Raw genomic sequence first — 13,196 nt, 5'->3', positions numbered from 1 at the left:
AACGACGAGACGACGCGAGGACGCGAGGACACTGTGGCTACCAAAACCGGTGTAGACCTTGCCAGGGTCCGCAACATCGGGATCATGGCCCATATCGACGCTGGCAAGACCACGACGACCGAGCGGATCCTGTACTACACGGGCATCAGCTACAAGATCGGCGAGGTCCACGACGGCGCCGCCACCATGGACTGGATGGAGCAGGAGCAGGAGCGGGGGATCACGATCACCTCCGCGGCCACCACCTGCGAATGGCCCGTCGACGAGGTCAAGCACACGATCAACATCATCGACACCCCCGGGCACGTCGACTTCACCATCGAGGTGGAGCGCAACCTGCGGGTGCTCGACGGCGCGGTCGCGGTGTTCGACGGTGTCGCCGGTGTGGAGCCGCAGTCCGAGACGGTGTGGCGGCAGGCCGACCGCTACGGCGTGCCCCGCATGTGCTTCGTCAACAAGCTCGACCGGGTCGGCGCGGAGTTCCACCGCTGCGTCGACATGATCGAGAACCGGCTGAACGCGACCCCGCTCGTGCTCCAGCTCCCGATCGGCGCCGAGGCCGACTTCAAGGGCGTCATCGACCTGGTGACCATGAAGGCCCTCGTGTGGAACGAGGAGGCCAAGCTCGGCGAGATGTACGACACGGTCGACATCCCCGAGACGCACGCCGAGCTCGCGCGCGAGTGGCACGACAAGCTGGTCGAGACGCTCGCCGAGAACGACGACGAGATCATGGAGCTGTACCTGGAGGGCAACGAGCCCACCGTGGAGCAGCTGCACGACGGCATCCGGCGCGCGACGATCGCCGCGAAGCTCACCCCGGTGACCTGCGGCACGGCCTTCAAGAACAAGGGCGTGCAGCCGCTGCTGGACGCGATCGTCCGCTACCTCCCCTCGCCGCTGGACGTGGAGGCCATCGAGGGCCACGCCGTCCGCGACGAGGAGAAGGTCCTCACCCGCAAGCCGAGCGAGGACGAGCCGTTCTCCGCGCTCGCGTTCAAGATCGCCAGCGACCCGCACCTGGGCAAGCTCACCTTCGTGCGCGTGTACTCCGGCGTGCTGGAGTCCGGCGCGAACGTGATGAACTCCGTCAAGGAGCGCAAGGAGCGCATCGGCAAGATCTACCGGATGCACGCCAACAAGCGCACCGAGATCGAGCGCGCGGGCGCCGGCGACATCGTCGCGGTGATGGGCCTCAAGCAGACCACCACCGGTGAGACGCTGAGCGACGACAAGGACCCGATCGTCCTTGAGTCGATGAACTTCCCGGCGCCGGTCATCCACGTGGCGATCGAGCCGAAGACCAAGGCCGACCAGCAGAAGCTGGGCACCGCGATCCAGCGGCTGGCCGAGGAGGACCCGTCCTTCCAGGTCCGCACCGAGGAGGACACCGGCCAGACCGTGATCTCCGGCATGGGCGAGCTCCACCTGGAGATCCTCGTCGACCGGATGAAGCGCGAGTTCAAGGTCGACGCCAACGTCGGCAAGCCGCAGGTGGCCTACCGCGAGACCATCAGCCGCAAGGTCGAGAAGGTCGAGTACACCCACAAGAAGCAGACGGGTGGCTCCGGCCAGTTCGGCCGCGTGATCATCGACCTGGAGCCGCTCGGCGGCGGGTCCGACGGGTATGAGTTCGAGAACAAGGTCACCGGCGGCCGCATCCCGCGGGAGTACATCCCGTCGGTGGACGCGGGCTGCCAGGAGGCCGCCGAGTTCGGTGTCCTCGCCGGCTACCCGATGGTGGGCGTCAAGGTCACTCTGCAGGACGGCGCCTACCACGAGGTGGACTCCTCGGAAATGGCGTTCAAGGTCGCCGGTTCCATGGCGTTCAAGGAGGCCGCCCGCAAGGCGTCCCCGACGCTGCTGGAGCCGATGATGGCCGTCGAGGTCACCACGCCCGAGGACAACATGGGCGATGTGATCGGCGACCTCAACAGCCGTCGCGGCCAGGTCCAGTCCATGGACGAGCGGCACGGCATGCGCGTCATCAAGGCGCTCGTGCCCCTGTCCGAGATGTTCGGCTACGTGGGTGATCTGCGCAGCAAGACCCAGGGCCGGGCCGTCTTCACCATGCAGTTCGACTCCTACGCCGAGGTTCCCGGGAACGTCGCGCAGGAGATCATCGCGAAGGCGCGGGGCGAGTAAGCGCCGGGCCTGCCCACAGATCACACCAGACGTACATCGAAGCGGTCGTCTAGACGGCCGAGGATCGCGACAAGGAGCAACCAGTGGCGAAGGCCAAGTTCGAGCGGACGAAGCCGCACGTGAACATCGGCACCATTGGACACATCGACCACGGTAAGACCACGCTTACCGCGGCGATCACCAAGGTGCTCCACGACAAGTACCCGGACCTCAACCCCTTCACGCCGTTCGAGGACATCGACAAGGCGCCGGAGGAGCGCGAGCGCGGCATCACGATCTCGATCGCGCACGTCGAGTACCAGACCGAGGCCCGGCACTACGCGCACGTGGACTGCCCGGGGCACGCCGACTACATCAAGAACATGATCACCGGTGCGGCGCAGATGGACGGCGCCATCCTGGTGGTCGCCGCCACCGACGGCCCGATGCCGCAGACCAAGGAGCACGTGCTCCTGGCCCGCCAGGTCGGCGTCCCCTACATCGTCGTCGCGCTGAACAAGTGCGACATGGTGGACGACGAGGAGATCCTGGAGCTCGTCGAGCTTGAGGTCCGCGAGCTCCTCTCGGAGTACGAGTTCCCGGGCGACGACCTGCCGGTCATCCGCGTCTCCGCCTTCCAGGCGCTCCAGGGCGACGCCAAGTGGGGCGAGACCATCGTCGAGCTGATGGACGCCGTCGACAACAACGTGCCGGAGCCGGTGCGCGACGTCGACAAGCCGTTCCTGATGCCGATCGAGGACGTCTTCTCGATCACCGGTCGCGGCACGGTCGTCACCGGCCGCGTCGAGCGCGGTGTCGTGAACGTCAACGAGACCGTCGACATCATCGGCATCAAGAACGAGACCACCACGACCACCGTCACCGGTGTCGAGATGTTCCGCAAGCTGCTCGACCAGGGCCAGGCGGGCGACAACGTCGGCCTGCTCCTGCGCGGCATCAAGCGCGAGGACGTCGAGCGCGGCCAGTGTGTCATCAAGCCGGGCACGACCACCCCGCACACCGAGTTCGAGGCGCAGGTCTACATCCTGTCCAAGGACGAGGGCGGCCGCCACACGCCGTTCTTCAACAACTACCGTCCGCAGTTCTACTTCCGGACCACGGACGTCACCGGCGTGGTGAACCTCCCCGAGGGCACCGAGATGGTCATGCCGAGCGACAACACCGAGATGCGCGTCGAGCTGATCCAGCCCGTCGCCATGGAGGAGGGCCTGAAGTTCGCCATCCGCGAGGGTGGCCGGACGGTCGGCTCCGGTCGCGTCACCAAGGTCATCAAGTAACACCTCTCGTGGACGCGGCGGCCTGGTTCGCCGACAAACGGCTTTTGCCGGGGAGTCTGGGGGGTCGTCCCCCCAGGCGGACACAGCAACCGGGCCGCCGCGTCGCGATCACTGAAGTATCCAGCGGCACTACAGCAAAGGACACCGAGGCCACCATGGCGGGACAGAAGATCCGCATCCGGCTCAAGGCCTACGACCACGAGGTCATCGACACTTCGGCGAAGAAGATCGTTGAGACGGTGACGCGGACGGGCGCCAAGGTCGCGGGCCCGGTGCCGCTGCCGACCGAGAAGAACGTGTACTGCGTCATCCGCTCGCCGCACAAGTACAAGGACAGCCGCGAGCACTTCGAGATGCGCACGCACAAGCGGTTGATCGACATCATCGACCCGACGCCCAAGACGGTCGACTCGCTGATGCGGCTCGACCTTCCGGCCGGCGTTGACATCGAGATCAAGCTCTAAGGGACGCACCGAGAGATGAGTACGCAGAGGAAGGGCGTCCTGGGCGAGAAGCTCGGCATGACCCAGGTCTTCGACGATGAGGGCCGGATCGTGCCGGTGACCGTCGTCCAGGCCGGGCCGTGTGTCGTCACGCAGCTCCGCACCCAGGAGAAGGACGGCTACACCGCCGTCCAGATCGGGTACGGGCAGATCGACCCGCGCAAGGTGAACAAGCCGCGCACGGGCCACTTCGAGAAGGCCGGCGTCACGCCGCGCCGCTACCTCGTCGAGCTGCGTTCGGACGACACCACCGAGTTCGAACTCGGCCAGGAGATCACCGCCAGCGTCTTCGAGGCCGGCCAGAAGATCGACGTCACCGGGACGAGCAAGGGCAAGGGCACCGCCGGTGTCATGAAGCGCCACGGCTTCAAGGGCCTCGGCGCCTCGCACGGCACCCAGCGCAAGCACCGCTCCCCGGGCTCGATCGGCGGCTGCGCGACCCCCGGTCGCGTCTTCAAGGGCCTCCGCATGGCGGGACGGCACGGCAACGCCCGTACCACCGTGCAGAACCTGACCGTCCACGCCATCGACGCGGAGAAGAACCTGCTGCTCATCAAGGGCGCGGTTCCCGGTCCCAACGGCGGCGTGGTGCTGGTCCGCGACGCAGTGAAGGGGACTGGCAAGTGACTGCCAAGCTCGACATCGACCTGCCCGCCGAGGTCTTCGACGCGAAGACCAGCGTGCCGCTGATCCACCAGGTCGTGGTGGCCCAGCTGGCCGCGGCGCGCCAGGGCACGCACGCCACCAAGACCCGCGGCGACGTCCGCGGCGGTGGCAAGAAGCCGTACCGGCAGAAGGGCACCGGTCGCGCCCGCCAGGGTTCGACCCGCGCGCCCCAGTTCGCCGGCGGCGGCACCGTGCACGGCCCGCAGCCGCGGGACTACACGCAGAAGACGCCCAAGAAGATGAAGGCGGCGGCGCTGCGCGGCGCCCTGTCCGACCGTGCCCGCTACGGCCGGGTGCACGTGGTCGACCACCTCATCGAGGGCGACGCCCCGAAGACCAGGACGGCGCTGACGGCGCTGCGCTCGGTCACCGAGGCCAAGCGCGTCCTGCTGGTCCTGGACCGCGAGGACGAGCTGACCTGGAAGAGCCTGCGCAACGAGCCGAGCGTGCACGTGCTCGTCTCCGACCAGCTCAACACCTACGACGTGCTGGTGAACGACGACGTCGTCTTCACGCAGAAGGCGTACGACGAGTTCATCTCGCGCGCGGCGAAGAAGTAAGGAGGGTCGCACATGAACAAGATCGCCGACCCCCGCGACATCATCATCGCGCCGGTCGTCTCGGAGAAGAGCTACGGGCTGCTGGACGAGAACAAGTACACGTTCGTCGTCCGCCCGGACGCCAACAAGACGCAGATCAAGCAGGCCGTCGAGGCCGTGTTCGGCGTCAAGGTGACCAGCGTGAACACGCTCAACCGGCAGGGGAAGCGCAAGCGGACCCGGTTCGGCTACGGCAAGCGCAAGGACACCAAGCGCGCCATCGTCAGCCTCGCCGAGGGCGAGCGGATCGACATCTTCGGCGGCACGGCCTAGTACAGGCCGGGTCGTCCCGAAGTCAGATAAAGGGATGAACGAATAAGATGGGCATCCGTAACTACAAGCCGACGACTCCGGGTCGTCGCGGCTCCAGCGTGGCCGACTTCGTCGAGATCACGCGCAGCGAGCCGGAGAAGTCGCTGCTGCGTCCGCTCCCCAAGAAGGGCGGCCGCAACAACCACGGCCGCATCACGACCCGGCACCAGGGCGGCGGCCACAAGCGCGCCTACCGCGTGATCGACTTCCGTCGGCACGACAAGGACGGCATCCCGGCGAAGGTCGCGCACATCGAGTACGACCCGAACCGCACCGCGCGCATCGCGCTGCTGCACTACGTGGACGGCGAGAAGCGCTACATCATCGCCCCCCGCGGGCTGCGCCAGGGCGACCGGGTCGAGAACGGGCCGGGCGCCGACATCAAGCCGGGCAACTGCCTGCCGCTGCGCAACATCCCGACGGGTACCGTCGTCCACGCCATCGAGCTGCGGCCCGGCGGCGGCGCCAAGATCGCCCGCAGCGCGGGCGCGGGCGTCCAGCTGCTGGCCAAGGAGGGCAAGTACGCCACGCTGCGCATGCCCTCGGGCGAGATGCGGATGGTGGACGTGCGCTGCCGCGCGACGGTCGGCGAGGTCGGCAACGCCGAGCAGTCGAACATCAACTGGGGCAAGGCCGGACGCATGCGGTGGAAGGGCAAGCGCCCGACCGTCCGCGGCGTGGCCATGAACCCGATCGACCACCCGCACGGTGGTGGTGAGGGCAAGACCTCCGGTGGCCGGCACCCGGTGAACCCGAACGGTAAGAAGGAAGGCCGCACTCGCCAGGCGAACAAGTCGAGCGACCGGCTGATCGTCCGTCGTCGCAGCAAGAAGAAGCGGTAGGAGTCGCTCGTCATGCCACGTAGCCTCAAGAAGGGCCCCTTCGTGGACGACCACCTCATCAAGAAGGTGGACGTCCAGAACGAGAAGGGCACCAAGAACGTCATCAAGACGTGGTCGCGGCGCTCCATGATCGTGCCGGACATGATCGGTCACACGATCGCCGTGCACGACGGCCGCAAGCACGTCCCGGTGTTCATCACCGACGCCATGGTGGGGCACAAGCTCGGCGAGTTCGCGCCGACGCGGACGTTCCGCAGCCATGTCAAGGAAGACCGCCGCAGCCGACGCGGCTGAGTCCTAGCAACAGAGAGGGATCAGCGATGGAAGCCAGGGCCCAGGCGCGGTTCATCCGCGTCACGCCCAGGAAGGCCCGCCGCGTGGTGGACCTCATCCGCGGCCTGCCCGCCGCGGAGGCTCAGGCGGTGCTGCGGTTCGCCCCCCAGGCGGCGAGTGAGCCTGTGGGCAAGGTGCTGGCGAGTGCCATCGCCAACGCCGAGCACAATTTCAAGCTCGACTCGGACACGCTCGTCGTGAGCCGTGCGTGGGTGGACGAGGGGCCGACGCTCAAGCGTTTCCGCCCCCGCGCCCAGGGCCGGGCGTACCGCATCAACAAGCGCACGAGCCACATCACCGTGGTCGTGGAGTCGCGCGACGAAGCAGCGTCCGCGTCCGGCGGCGGTAAGAAGACGAGGAGGGCCCGGTAGTGGGTCAGAAGATCAACCCGCACGGGTTCCGGCTCGGGATCACCACCGACCACAAGTCCGTGTGGTTCGCCGACAAGCTCTACAAGGACTACGTCAAGGAAGACGTCCAGATCCGGCGCATGCTGCAGAAGGGCATGGACCGGGCGGGCATCTCCAAGGTCGAGATCGAGCGGACCCGTGACCGCGTCGAGGTCAACATCCACACCGCCCGGCCGGGCATCGTCATCGGCCGCCGCGGCGCGGAGGCCGAGCGGCTGCGCGGCGACCTGGAGAAGCTGACCGGCAAGCAGGTCCGGCTGAACATCCTTGAGGTCAAGAACCCCGAGATCGACGCGCAGCTCGTCGCGCAGGGCGTGGCCGAGCAGCTGTCGAGCCGGGTCGCGTTCCGGCGCGCCATGCGCAAGGCGATCCAGTCCGCGATGAAGTCGGGCGCCAAGGGCATCAAGGTGCAGTGCGGCGGACGGCTGGGCGGCGCCGAGATGTCCCGCTCGGAGTTCTACCGCGAGGGCCAGGTCCCGCTGCACACGCTGCGCGCCGACATCGACTACGGCTTCTACGAGGCCCGGACGACGTTCGGCCGCATCGGCGTCAAGGTGTGGATCTACAAGGGCGAGGCCGCGCAGACGCGCGCCGAGCGCGAGCAGCAGGCCGCGCAGCAGCGCGCCGCCGGTGGCGGCGGCGGCCGTGAGCGCCGCGGCGGCGACCGCCGGGGCGGCGGCCGCGGTGGCCGTGGCGGCCGCGGCGGCGCCGGTGGCGGCGGCGAGCGCGGTGGCGCCCGCGACGGCGCGCCCCGTCAGCAGCAGCAGAGTTCCGAGCAGCCCGCGCAGACGGCCGAGGCTGCTCCGCAGGGTGAGGGGAGCTGAGTAACCCATGCTGATCCCTCGCAAGGTCAAGCACCGCAAGCAGCATCACCCGAGGCGCCGGGGCATGGCCAAGGGCGGCACCAAGGTGACGTTCGGCGAGTACGGCATCCAGGCGGTCGAGCCCGCGTACGTGACCAACCGGCAGATCGAGGCCGCGCGTATCGCGATGACCCGGCACATCAAGCGTGGCGGCAAGGTGTGGATCAACATCTTCCCCGACCGCCCGCTGACCAAGAAGCCCGCCGAGACCCGCATGGGCTCCGGCAAGGGCTCGGTCGAGTGGTGGGTCGCGAACGTCAAGCCGGGCCGTGTGATGTTCGAGATCTCCTACCCGAACGAGCAGGTCGCGCGCGAGGCGCTCACCCGCGCGATCCACAAGCTGCCGATGAAGTGCAAGATCGTTAAGCGAGAGGTGGGTGAGTCCTGATGGCCAAGGGTCTTGCCGCCGACGACCTGCGGACCGAGCCCGACGACGTCCTGGTCACCAAGCTGAAGGAGGCGAAGGAGGAGCTGTTCAACCTCCGCTTCCAGGCCGCGACCGGCCAGCTTGAGAGCCACGGGCGGCTGCGCACGGTGAAGCGCGAGATCGCCCGCATCTACACCGTGATGCAGGAGCGCAAGCTCGGCATCGTCGCGGTCGCCGAGGACGCCGTGGAGGGCGACGAATGACCGAGCAGCAGACCGAGCAGCGGAAGAGCCGGAAGATCCTTGAGGGTCTCGTGGTCAGCGACAAGATGGACAAGACCGTGGTCGTGTCCGTCGAGGACCGCGTGAAGCACGCCAAGTACCACAAGGTGATCCGCCGCACGAAGAACTACAAGGCGCACGACGAGGCCAACGAGTGTGGCGTCGGCGACCGCGTCCGTCTCATGGAGACCCGCCCGCTGTCGGCCACCAAGCGGTGGCGCGTGGTGGAGATCCTTGAGAAGGCCAAGTAATTACTGGTTCCACCAGGCTGCCCACCGGACGAGGTCCGGGGCAGAACCGGTGTGACGAACAGGAGTTGACGTGATCCAGCAGGAGTCGCGACTCAAGGTCGCCGACAACACGGGTGCGAAGGAGATCCTTTGCATCCGGGTTCTCGGCGGCTCGGGTCGGCGCTACGCGGGAGTCGGCGACATCATCGTCGCGACGGTGAAGGACGCCCTTCCCGGCGCCGGCGTGAAGAAGGGTGACGTCGTCAAGGCGGTCGTCGTGCGCACCCGCAAGGAGCGCCGGCGCCCGGACGGCTCCTACATCCGCTTCGACGAGAACGCGGCCGTCCTGATCAAGGACGGCGGGGACCCCCGGGGCACCCGTATCTTCGGCCCGGTGGGCCGTGAACTGCGCGAGAAGAAGTTCATGCGCATCATCTCGCTCGCGCCGGAGGTGCTGTGATGAAGATCCGTAAGGGCGACGAGGTCATCGTCATCGCCGGCAAGGACAAGGGCGCGACGGGCAAGGTCCTGCGCGTCGACCCGCGCGCCGAGCGCGTCGTCGTCGAGGGCGTCAACCTCATCACCAAGAACATCAAGGCCGACCAGCAGCGCGCGGGCAAGGAGAGCGGTCGCGTGACGGTCGAGGCGCCGCTGCACGTCAGCAACGTCGCCCTCGTCGAGGACGGCAAGCCCGTCCGCGCCGGCTACCGCTTCAACGACGACGGGACGAAGGTCCGGATCTCGCGCCGCAGCGGTAAGGAGATCTGAGACCGATGACCGACACCGCCACCGAGACGCAGACGGACTCCCGTCCCGTCCCGCCGCCGAGGCTCAAGCTCCGCTACCGCGCGGAGATCGCGAAGGCGATGCAGGAGCAGTTCGGCTACGCCAACGTCATGCAGATCCCCGGGTTGACCAAGATCGTGGTCAACATGGGGGTCGGCGAGGCCGCCAAGGACGCCAAGGTGATCGAGGGCGCGATCCGCGACCTCTCCGCGATCACCGGCCAGAAGCCGGCCGTGAACCGGGCCCGCAAGTCCATCGCGCAGTTCAAGCTGCGCGAGGGCATGCCGATCGGCGCGCACACCACGCTGCGCGGCGACCGGATGTGGGAGTTCCTGGACCGGCTGCTGTCGACCGCGCTGCCCCGCATCCGCGACTTCCGCGGCCTGTCGCCGCGGCAGTTCGACGGCAACGGCAACTACACCTTCGGGCTGACCGAGCAGGTCATGTTCCACGAGGTCGACCCCGACAAGATCGACCGGCAGCGGGGCATGGACATCACGGTCGTGACGACCGCGAAGACCGACGAGGAGGGCCGGGCGCTGCTCAAGCTTCTGGGCTTCCCCTTCAAGGAGAGCTGAGTAGATGGCGAAGAAGTCGCTGATCGCCAAGGCCGGGCGCAAGCCCAAGTTCGGGGTGCGCGCGTACACTCGGTGCTCGCGCTGCGGACGTCCGCGCTCGGTCTACCGGAAGTTCGGCCTGTGCCGTGTGTGCTTCCGGGAGATGGCCCACCGCGGTGAGCTGCCCGGCATCACGAAGTCGAGCTGGTGACGTCCCGCCCCTGAGGGGGCGGCGCACCGGCATGTAATAACCACCGGGCACCCGTCGAGGGTGTCCACGACCGCGCCAAAGGTCCACGGGACCACATCAGCCCGAGGAAACCGTGGCGAGGGAGGGCCAGCAGGCCATGACGATGACCGACCCGATCGCAGACATGCTGACGCGTCTGCGGAACGCGAATTCGGCGTACCACGACCAGGTGGCGATGCCGTACTCGAAGATCAAGGCGCACATCGCCGAGATCCTCCAGCAGGAGGGGTACATCTCGGGTTGGACCGTGGAGGACGCCGAGGTCGGAAAGAAGCTCAACATCGAGCTGAAGTTCGGCCCGACCCGCGAGCGTTCGATCGCCGGTATCAAGCGCGTCTCGAAGCCGGGTCTGCGCGTGTACGCGAAGAAGGACAACCTGCCCAAGGTCCTCGGCGGACTGGGCGTCGCGATCATCTCGACGTCCTCCGGCCTGATGACCGACCGGCAGGCGGGCAAGCGCGGCGTGGGCGGGGAAGTCCTCGCCTACGTCTGGTGAGGGGAGGGCACTAACTATGTCGCGAATCGGACGTCTCCCCATCGCCGTGCCCGGTGGCGTCGAGGTGAGCCTCGACGGCCAGCAGGTCACCGTCAAGGGGCCGAAGGGCACGCTGTCGCACACGGTCGCCGAGCCGATCGAGGTTCAGCTGGAGGACGGTCAGGTCACCGTCTCCCGGCCGAACGACATCAACACGGTGCGCGCCCTGCACGGGCTCACCCGCTCGTTGATCAACAACATGGTCGTCGGTGTCACCGAGGGCTACAAGAAGACCCTCGTCATCCAGGGCGTCGGCTACCGCGTGGTCGCCAAGGGCAAGAACCTGGAGTTCTCGCTCGGGTACAGCCACCCGATCACGGTCGAGCCCCCCGAGGGCATCACCTTCACGGTCGAGCGGCCGACCCAGCTCGTGGTCGAGGGCATCGACAAGCAGAAGGTCGGCGAGGTCGCCGCTAACATCCGCAAGCTGCGCAAGCCCGACCCCTACAAGGGCAAGGGTGTGCGGTACGAGGGTGAGCAGATCCGCCGCAAGGTTGGAAAGGCTGGTAAGTAGTCATGGCAGGCACCAAGACCCTGGCCGGTAAGGCCACGTCGGCGCGGGCCAAGTCCCGCAGGCGCCGGCACCTGCGGGTCCGGAAGAAGGTCGTCGGCAGCGCCGCGCGTCCTCGCCTGGTCGTGACCCGCTCCACCCGCCACGTGTTCGTCCAGGTCATCGACGACGCCAAGGGCCACACGCTGGCCTACGCCTCGACGATGGAGGCCGACCTGCGCGCCACCGACGGCGACAAGACCGCCAAGTCCCGCAAGGTCGGCGAGCTCGTCGCCCGCCGGGCCAAGGAGGCGGGCGTGTCCGCGGTCGTCTTCGACCGCGGCGGCAACAAGTACCACGGCCGCATCGCCGCTGTCGCGGACGGTGCGCGCGAGGGGGGCCTGGAGCTGTGATGGCCCTTCCCATGGCAAACGAGAGGAACCACTGATGGCAGCGCAGAGGCGTGGTGGCGGTCAGGGTGGCGACCGTCGCGACGGCCGCCGCGACGACCGCCGCGGTGGCGCCGACAAGGGCCAGTCGTACATCGAGAAGGTCGTGGCGATCAACCGTGTCGCCAAGGTCGTCAAGGGCGGTCGTCGCTTCAGCTTCACCGCCCTGGTGATCGTCGGTGACGGCAACGGCACCGTCGGCGTCGGCTACGGCAAGGCCAAGGAGGTGCCCGCGGCGATCGCCAAGGGCGTCGAGGAGGCCAAGAAGCACTTCTTCAAGGTGCCGCGGATCCAGGGCACCATCCCGCACCTGGTGCAGGCGCGGGACGCGGCGGGCGAGGTCCTGCTGCGTCCGGCCAGCCCCGGTACCGGCGTCATCGCCGGCGGCCCGGTGCGCGCGGTGCTGGAGTGCGCGGGCATCCACGACGTGCTCAGCAAGTCGCTCGGCAGCGACAACGCGATCAACATCGTGCACGCGACGATCGCGGGCCTCAAGGCGCTCAAGCGCCCCGAGGAGATCGCGGCCAAGCGCGGCCTGCCGATCGAGGACGTCGCCCCCGCCGCCATGCTGCGGGCCCGCGCCGCGGGCAGCGAGCCAAGGGCGGAGGCCGCGACCTCATGAGCAATCTGAAGATCACGCAGAAGAAGTCCGTGATCAGTGAGAAGCAGAACCAGCGTGACACGCTGCGCACCCTCGGCCTGAAGAAGATCGGGCAGAGCGTGGTCCGCGAGGACCGCCCCGAGGTGCTCGGCATGATCCGGACGGTGGCGCACCTGGTCACCGTCGAGGAGGTCGACTGACATGGCGGCTGATCTCGGTAAGAACGCCACCGAGGACACCACCGAGGGCACCCCGCTGAAGGTCCACGACCTGCGTCCGGCCCCCGGCGCCAACCGCCGCAAGGTCCGCAAGGGCCGCGGCGAGGCGTCCAAGGGCAAGACCGCGGGCCGCGGCACCAAGGGCACCAAGGCGCGCAGCACCGTCCCCGTCGGGTTCGAGGGCGGGCAGATGCCACTGATCCGCCGGCTTCCGAAGCTCAAGGGCTTCAAGAACCCGAACCGGGTCGAGTTCCAGGTCGTGAACCTGGACAAGCTGGCCGCGCTGTACCCCGAGGGCGGCGAGGTGACCGCGGACGACCTGGCGGCCAGGGGAGCGGTTCGCCGCGGCCGTCCGGTCAAGGTGCTCGGCACCGGCGAGATCTCCGTGGCGGTCCAGGTGAAGGTTCACGCCTTCTCCGGAGCCGCCAAGGAGAAGATCGCCGCAGCCGGCGGCACCACCGACGAGCTGTAAGAAGGACACC

General features: G+C 68.0%; 23 protein-coding genes. All 23 read left to right on the top strand.

Translation table 11 applies throughout. The annotated features are described in order from the left end of the window. Positions 1-33 precede the first annotated feature (33 nt). The 23 genes from fusA to rplO all read left to right on the top strand — a co-directional run bounded on the left by fusA (position 34) and on the right by rplO (position 13,186). Entirely contained in the window at positions 34-2,145 is a 2,112-nt protein-coding gene (fusA, locus tag GNZ18_RS29075; RefSeq protein WP_214618231.1) for an elongation factor G, read from the top strand. An 83-nt stretch (positions 2,146-2,228) separates the two neighbouring features. Beyond that, on the top strand, positions 2,229-3,422 hold the full coding sequence (gene tuf, locus GNZ18_RS29070; RefSeq protein WP_214618232.1) for an elongation factor Tu: 1,194 nt from the start codon (positions 2,229-2,231) through the stop codon (positions 3,420-3,422). A gap of 155 nt (positions 3,423-3,577) precedes the next feature. Next, positions 3,578-3,886: a 30S ribosomal protein S10 gene (rpsJ, locus tag GNZ18_RS29065; protein WP_018657599.1), complete on the top strand. Its 309-nt coding sequence runs from the start codon at positions 3,578-3,580 to the stop codon at positions 3,884-3,886. Positions 3,887-3,901: 15 nt separating this feature from the next. Further along, positions 3,902-4,552, top strand: coding sequence for a 50S ribosomal protein L3 (gene rplC / locus GNZ18_RS29060; RefSeq protein WP_156219778.1), 651 nt, complete (start codon positions 3,902-3,904; stop codon positions 4,550-4,552). Further along, positions 4,549-5,151: a 50S ribosomal protein L4 gene (rplD, locus tag GNZ18_RS29055; RefSeq protein ID WP_214618233.1), complete on the top strand. Its 603-nt coding sequence runs from the start codon at positions 4,549-4,551 to the stop codon at positions 5,149-5,151. The genes rplC and rplD overlap by 4 nt, the downstream gene beginning before the upstream one ends. A gap of 12 nt (positions 5,152-5,163) precedes the next feature. Then, positions 5,164-5,463, top strand: a complete 300-nt coding sequence (gene rplW / locus GNZ18_RS29050; protein WP_156219776.1) for a 50S ribosomal protein L23 — start codon at positions 5,164-5,166, stop codon at positions 5,461-5,463. Positions 5,464-5,510: 47 nt separating this feature from the next. Next, positions 5,511-6,344 (top strand): 50S ribosomal protein L2, encoded by an 834-nt coding sequence (rplB, locus tag GNZ18_RS29045; RefSeq protein WP_156219775.1) that lies wholly within the window; start codon positions 5,511-5,513, stop codon positions 6,342-6,344. Between the two features lie 12 nt (positions 6,345-6,356). Then, the gene (gene rpsS, locus GNZ18_RS29040; protein WP_067454662.1) at positions 6,357-6,638 is read left to right on the top strand and encodes a 30S ribosomal protein S19; all 282 of its coding nucleotides are present in this window, start codon (positions 6,357-6,359) and stop codon (positions 6,636-6,638) included. Between the two features lie 26 nt (positions 6,639-6,664). Next, the gene (rplV, locus tag GNZ18_RS29035; protein WP_156219773.1) at positions 6,665-7,048 is read left to right on the top strand and encodes a 50S ribosomal protein L22; all 384 of its coding nucleotides are present in this window, start codon (positions 6,665-6,667) and stop codon (positions 7,046-7,048) included. Then, positions 7,048-7,911 carry a 30S ribosomal protein S3 gene (gene rpsC, locus GNZ18_RS29030; RefSeq protein ID WP_214618234.1) on the top strand — a complete coding sequence of 288 codons (864 nt, stop codon included), beginning with the start codon at positions 7,048-7,050 and terminating at the stop codon, positions 7,909-7,911. Before rplV ends, rpsC begins: the two co-directional genes overlap by 1 nt. A gap of 7 nt (positions 7,912-7,918) precedes the next feature. Next, on the top strand, positions 7,919-8,338 hold the full coding sequence (gene rplP, locus GNZ18_RS29025; RefSeq protein WP_156219771.1) for a 50S ribosomal protein L16: 420 nt from the start codon (positions 7,919-7,921) through the stop codon (positions 8,336-8,338). Beyond that, positions 8,338-8,580 carry a 50S ribosomal protein L29 gene (gene rpmC / locus GNZ18_RS29020; RefSeq protein WP_156219769.1) on the top strand — a complete coding sequence of 81 codons (243 nt, stop codon included), beginning with the start codon at positions 8,338-8,340 and terminating at the stop codon, positions 8,578-8,580. The genes rplP and rpmC overlap by 1 nt, the downstream gene beginning before the upstream one ends. Then, a complete protein-coding gene (rpsQ, locus tag GNZ18_RS29015) occupies positions 8,577-8,849 on the top strand; it encodes a 30S ribosomal protein S17 (protein ID WP_156219767.1) in 273 nt (90 codons plus the stop codon). The genes rpmC and rpsQ overlap by 4 nt, the downstream gene beginning before the upstream one ends. 70 nt (positions 8,850-8,919) lie before the next feature. Continuing rightward, the gene (rplN, locus tag GNZ18_RS29010; RefSeq protein ID WP_021596728.1) at positions 8,920-9,288 is read left to right on the top strand and encodes a 50S ribosomal protein L14; all 369 of its coding nucleotides are present in this window, start codon (positions 8,920-8,922) and stop codon (positions 9,286-9,288) included. Next, complete coding sequence (gene rplX, locus GNZ18_RS29005) at positions 9,288-9,596, top strand: 50S ribosomal protein L24 (protein WP_156219766.1); 309 nt, start codon at positions 9,288-9,290, stop codon at positions 9,594-9,596. Before rplN ends, rplX begins: the two co-directional genes overlap by 1 nt. Before the next feature lie 5 nt (positions 9,597-9,601). Further along, entirely contained in the window at positions 9,602-10,192 is a 591-nt protein-coding gene (rplE, locus tag GNZ18_RS29000) for a 50S ribosomal protein L5 (protein ID WP_156219763.1), read from the top strand. A 4-nt stretch (positions 10,193-10,196) separates the two neighbouring features. Next, positions 10,197-10,382 (top strand): type Z 30S ribosomal protein S14, encoded by a 186-nt coding sequence (locus GNZ18_RS28995; protein WP_067454638.1) that lies wholly within the window; start codon positions 10,197-10,199, stop codon positions 10,380-10,382. Positions 10,383-10,518: 136 nt separating this feature from the next. Further along, positions 10,519-10,917, top strand: a complete 399-nt coding sequence (rpsH, locus tag GNZ18_RS28990; RefSeq protein ID WP_156219882.1) for a 30S ribosomal protein S8 — start codon at positions 10,519-10,521, stop codon at positions 10,915-10,917. A gap of 16 nt (positions 10,918-10,933) precedes the next feature. After that, positions 10,934-11,470 (top strand): 50S ribosomal protein L6, encoded by a 537-nt coding sequence (rplF, locus tag GNZ18_RS28985; protein WP_156219761.1) that lies wholly within the window; start codon positions 10,934-10,936, stop codon positions 11,468-11,470. A gap of 2 nt (positions 11,471-11,472) precedes the next feature. Beyond that, on the top strand, positions 11,473-11,859 hold the full coding sequence (rplR, locus tag GNZ18_RS28980) for a 50S ribosomal protein L18 (RefSeq protein WP_156219759.1): 387 nt from the start codon (positions 11,473-11,475) through the stop codon (positions 11,857-11,859). A gap of 34 nt (positions 11,860-11,893) precedes the next feature. Beyond that, entirely contained in the window at positions 11,894-12,517 is a 624-nt protein-coding gene (rpsE, locus tag GNZ18_RS28975) for a 30S ribosomal protein S5 (protein ID WP_372492411.1), read from the top strand. Continuing rightward, positions 12,514-12,696, top strand: a complete 183-nt coding sequence (gene rpmD / locus GNZ18_RS28970; protein WP_156219757.1) for a 50S ribosomal protein L30 — start codon at positions 12,514-12,516, stop codon at positions 12,694-12,696. The genes rpsE and rpmD overlap by 4 nt, the downstream gene beginning before the upstream one ends. A 1-nt stretch (position 12,697) precedes the next feature. Further along, positions 12,698-13,186, top strand: coding sequence for a 50S ribosomal protein L15 (gene rplO, locus GNZ18_RS28965; RefSeq protein WP_156219756.1), 489 nt, complete (start codon positions 12,698-12,700; stop codon positions 13,184-13,186). Positions 13,187-13,196: the final 10 nt, after the last annotated feature.

This window comes from Actinomadura litoris (assembly GCF_009733595.1).
GTDB classification, from domain to species: Bacteria; Actinomycetota; Actinomycetes; order Streptosporangiales; family Streptosporangiaceae; genus Spirillospora; species Spirillospora litoris.
The sequence above is the reverse complement of the archived record's forward strand: the minus strand, read 5'-3'. Positions and strand labels throughout refer to the sequence as shown.

Bases quoted from the DNA above. Each gene is read 5' to 3' on its own strand.
- rpsJ (WP_018657599.1), top strand. From the start codon at position 3,578: ATGGCGGGACAGAAGATCCGCATCCGGCTCAAGGCCTACGACCACGAG.
- rplC (WP_156219778.1), top strand. From the start codon at position 3,902: ATGAGTACGCAGAGGAAGGGCGTCCTGGGCGAGAAGCTCGGCATGACC.
- rplW (WP_156219776.1), top strand. From the start codon at position 5,164: ATGAACAAGATCGCCGACCCCCGCGACATCATCATCGCGCCGGTCGTC.
- rplB (WP_156219775.1), top strand. From the start codon at position 5,511: ATGGGCATCCGTAACTACAAGCCGACGACTCCGGGTCGTCGCGGCTCC.
- rpsS (WP_067454662.1), top strand. From the start codon at position 6,357: ATGCCACGTAGCCTCAAGAAGGGCCCCTTCGTGGACGACCACCTCATC.
- rplV (WP_156219773.1), top strand. From the start codon at position 6,665: ATGGAAGCCAGGGCCCAGGCGCGGTTCATCCGCGTCACGCCCAGGAAG.
- rplP (WP_156219771.1), top strand. From the start codon at position 7,919: ATGCTGATCCCTCGCAAGGTCAAGCACCGCAAGCAGCATCACCCGAGG.
- rpmC (WP_156219769.1), top strand. From the start codon at position 8,338: ATGGCCAAGGGTCTTGCCGCCGACGACCTGCGGACCGAGCCCGACGAC.
- rpsQ (WP_156219767.1), top strand. From the start codon at position 8,577: ATGACCGAGCAGCAGACCGAGCAGCGGAAGAGCCGGAAGATCCTTGAG.
- rplX (WP_156219766.1), top strand. From the start codon at position 9,288: ATGAAGATCCGTAAGGGCGACGAGGTCATCGTCATCGCCGGCAAGGAC.
- rplE (WP_156219763.1), top strand. From the start codon at position 9,602: ATGACCGACACCGCCACCGAGACGCAGACGGACTCCCGTCCCGTCCCG.
- GNZ18_RS28995 (WP_067454638.1), top strand. From the start codon at position 10,197: ATGGCGAAGAAGTCGCTGATCGCCAAGGCCGGGCGCAAGCCCAAGTTC.
- rpsH (WP_156219882.1), top strand. From the start codon at position 10,519: ATGACGATGACCGACCCGATCGCAGACATGCTGACGCGTCTGCGGAAC.
- rplF (WP_156219761.1), top strand. From the start codon at position 10,934: ATGTCGCGAATCGGACGTCTCCCCATCGCCGTGCCCGGTGGCGTCGAG.
- rplR (WP_156219759.1), top strand. From the start codon at position 11,473: ATGGCAGGCACCAAGACCCTGGCCGGTAAGGCCACGTCGGCGCGGGCC.
- rpsE (WP_372492411.1), top strand. From the start codon at position 11,894: ATGGCAGCGCAGAGGCGTGGTGGCGGTCAGGGTGGCGACCGTCGCGAC.
- rpmD (WP_156219757.1), top strand. From the start codon at position 12,514: ATGAGCAATCTGAAGATCACGCAGAAGAAGTCCGTGATCAGTGAGAAG.
- rplO (WP_156219756.1), top strand. From the start codon at position 12,698: ATGGCGGCTGATCTCGGTAAGAACGCCACCGAGGACACCACCGAGGGC.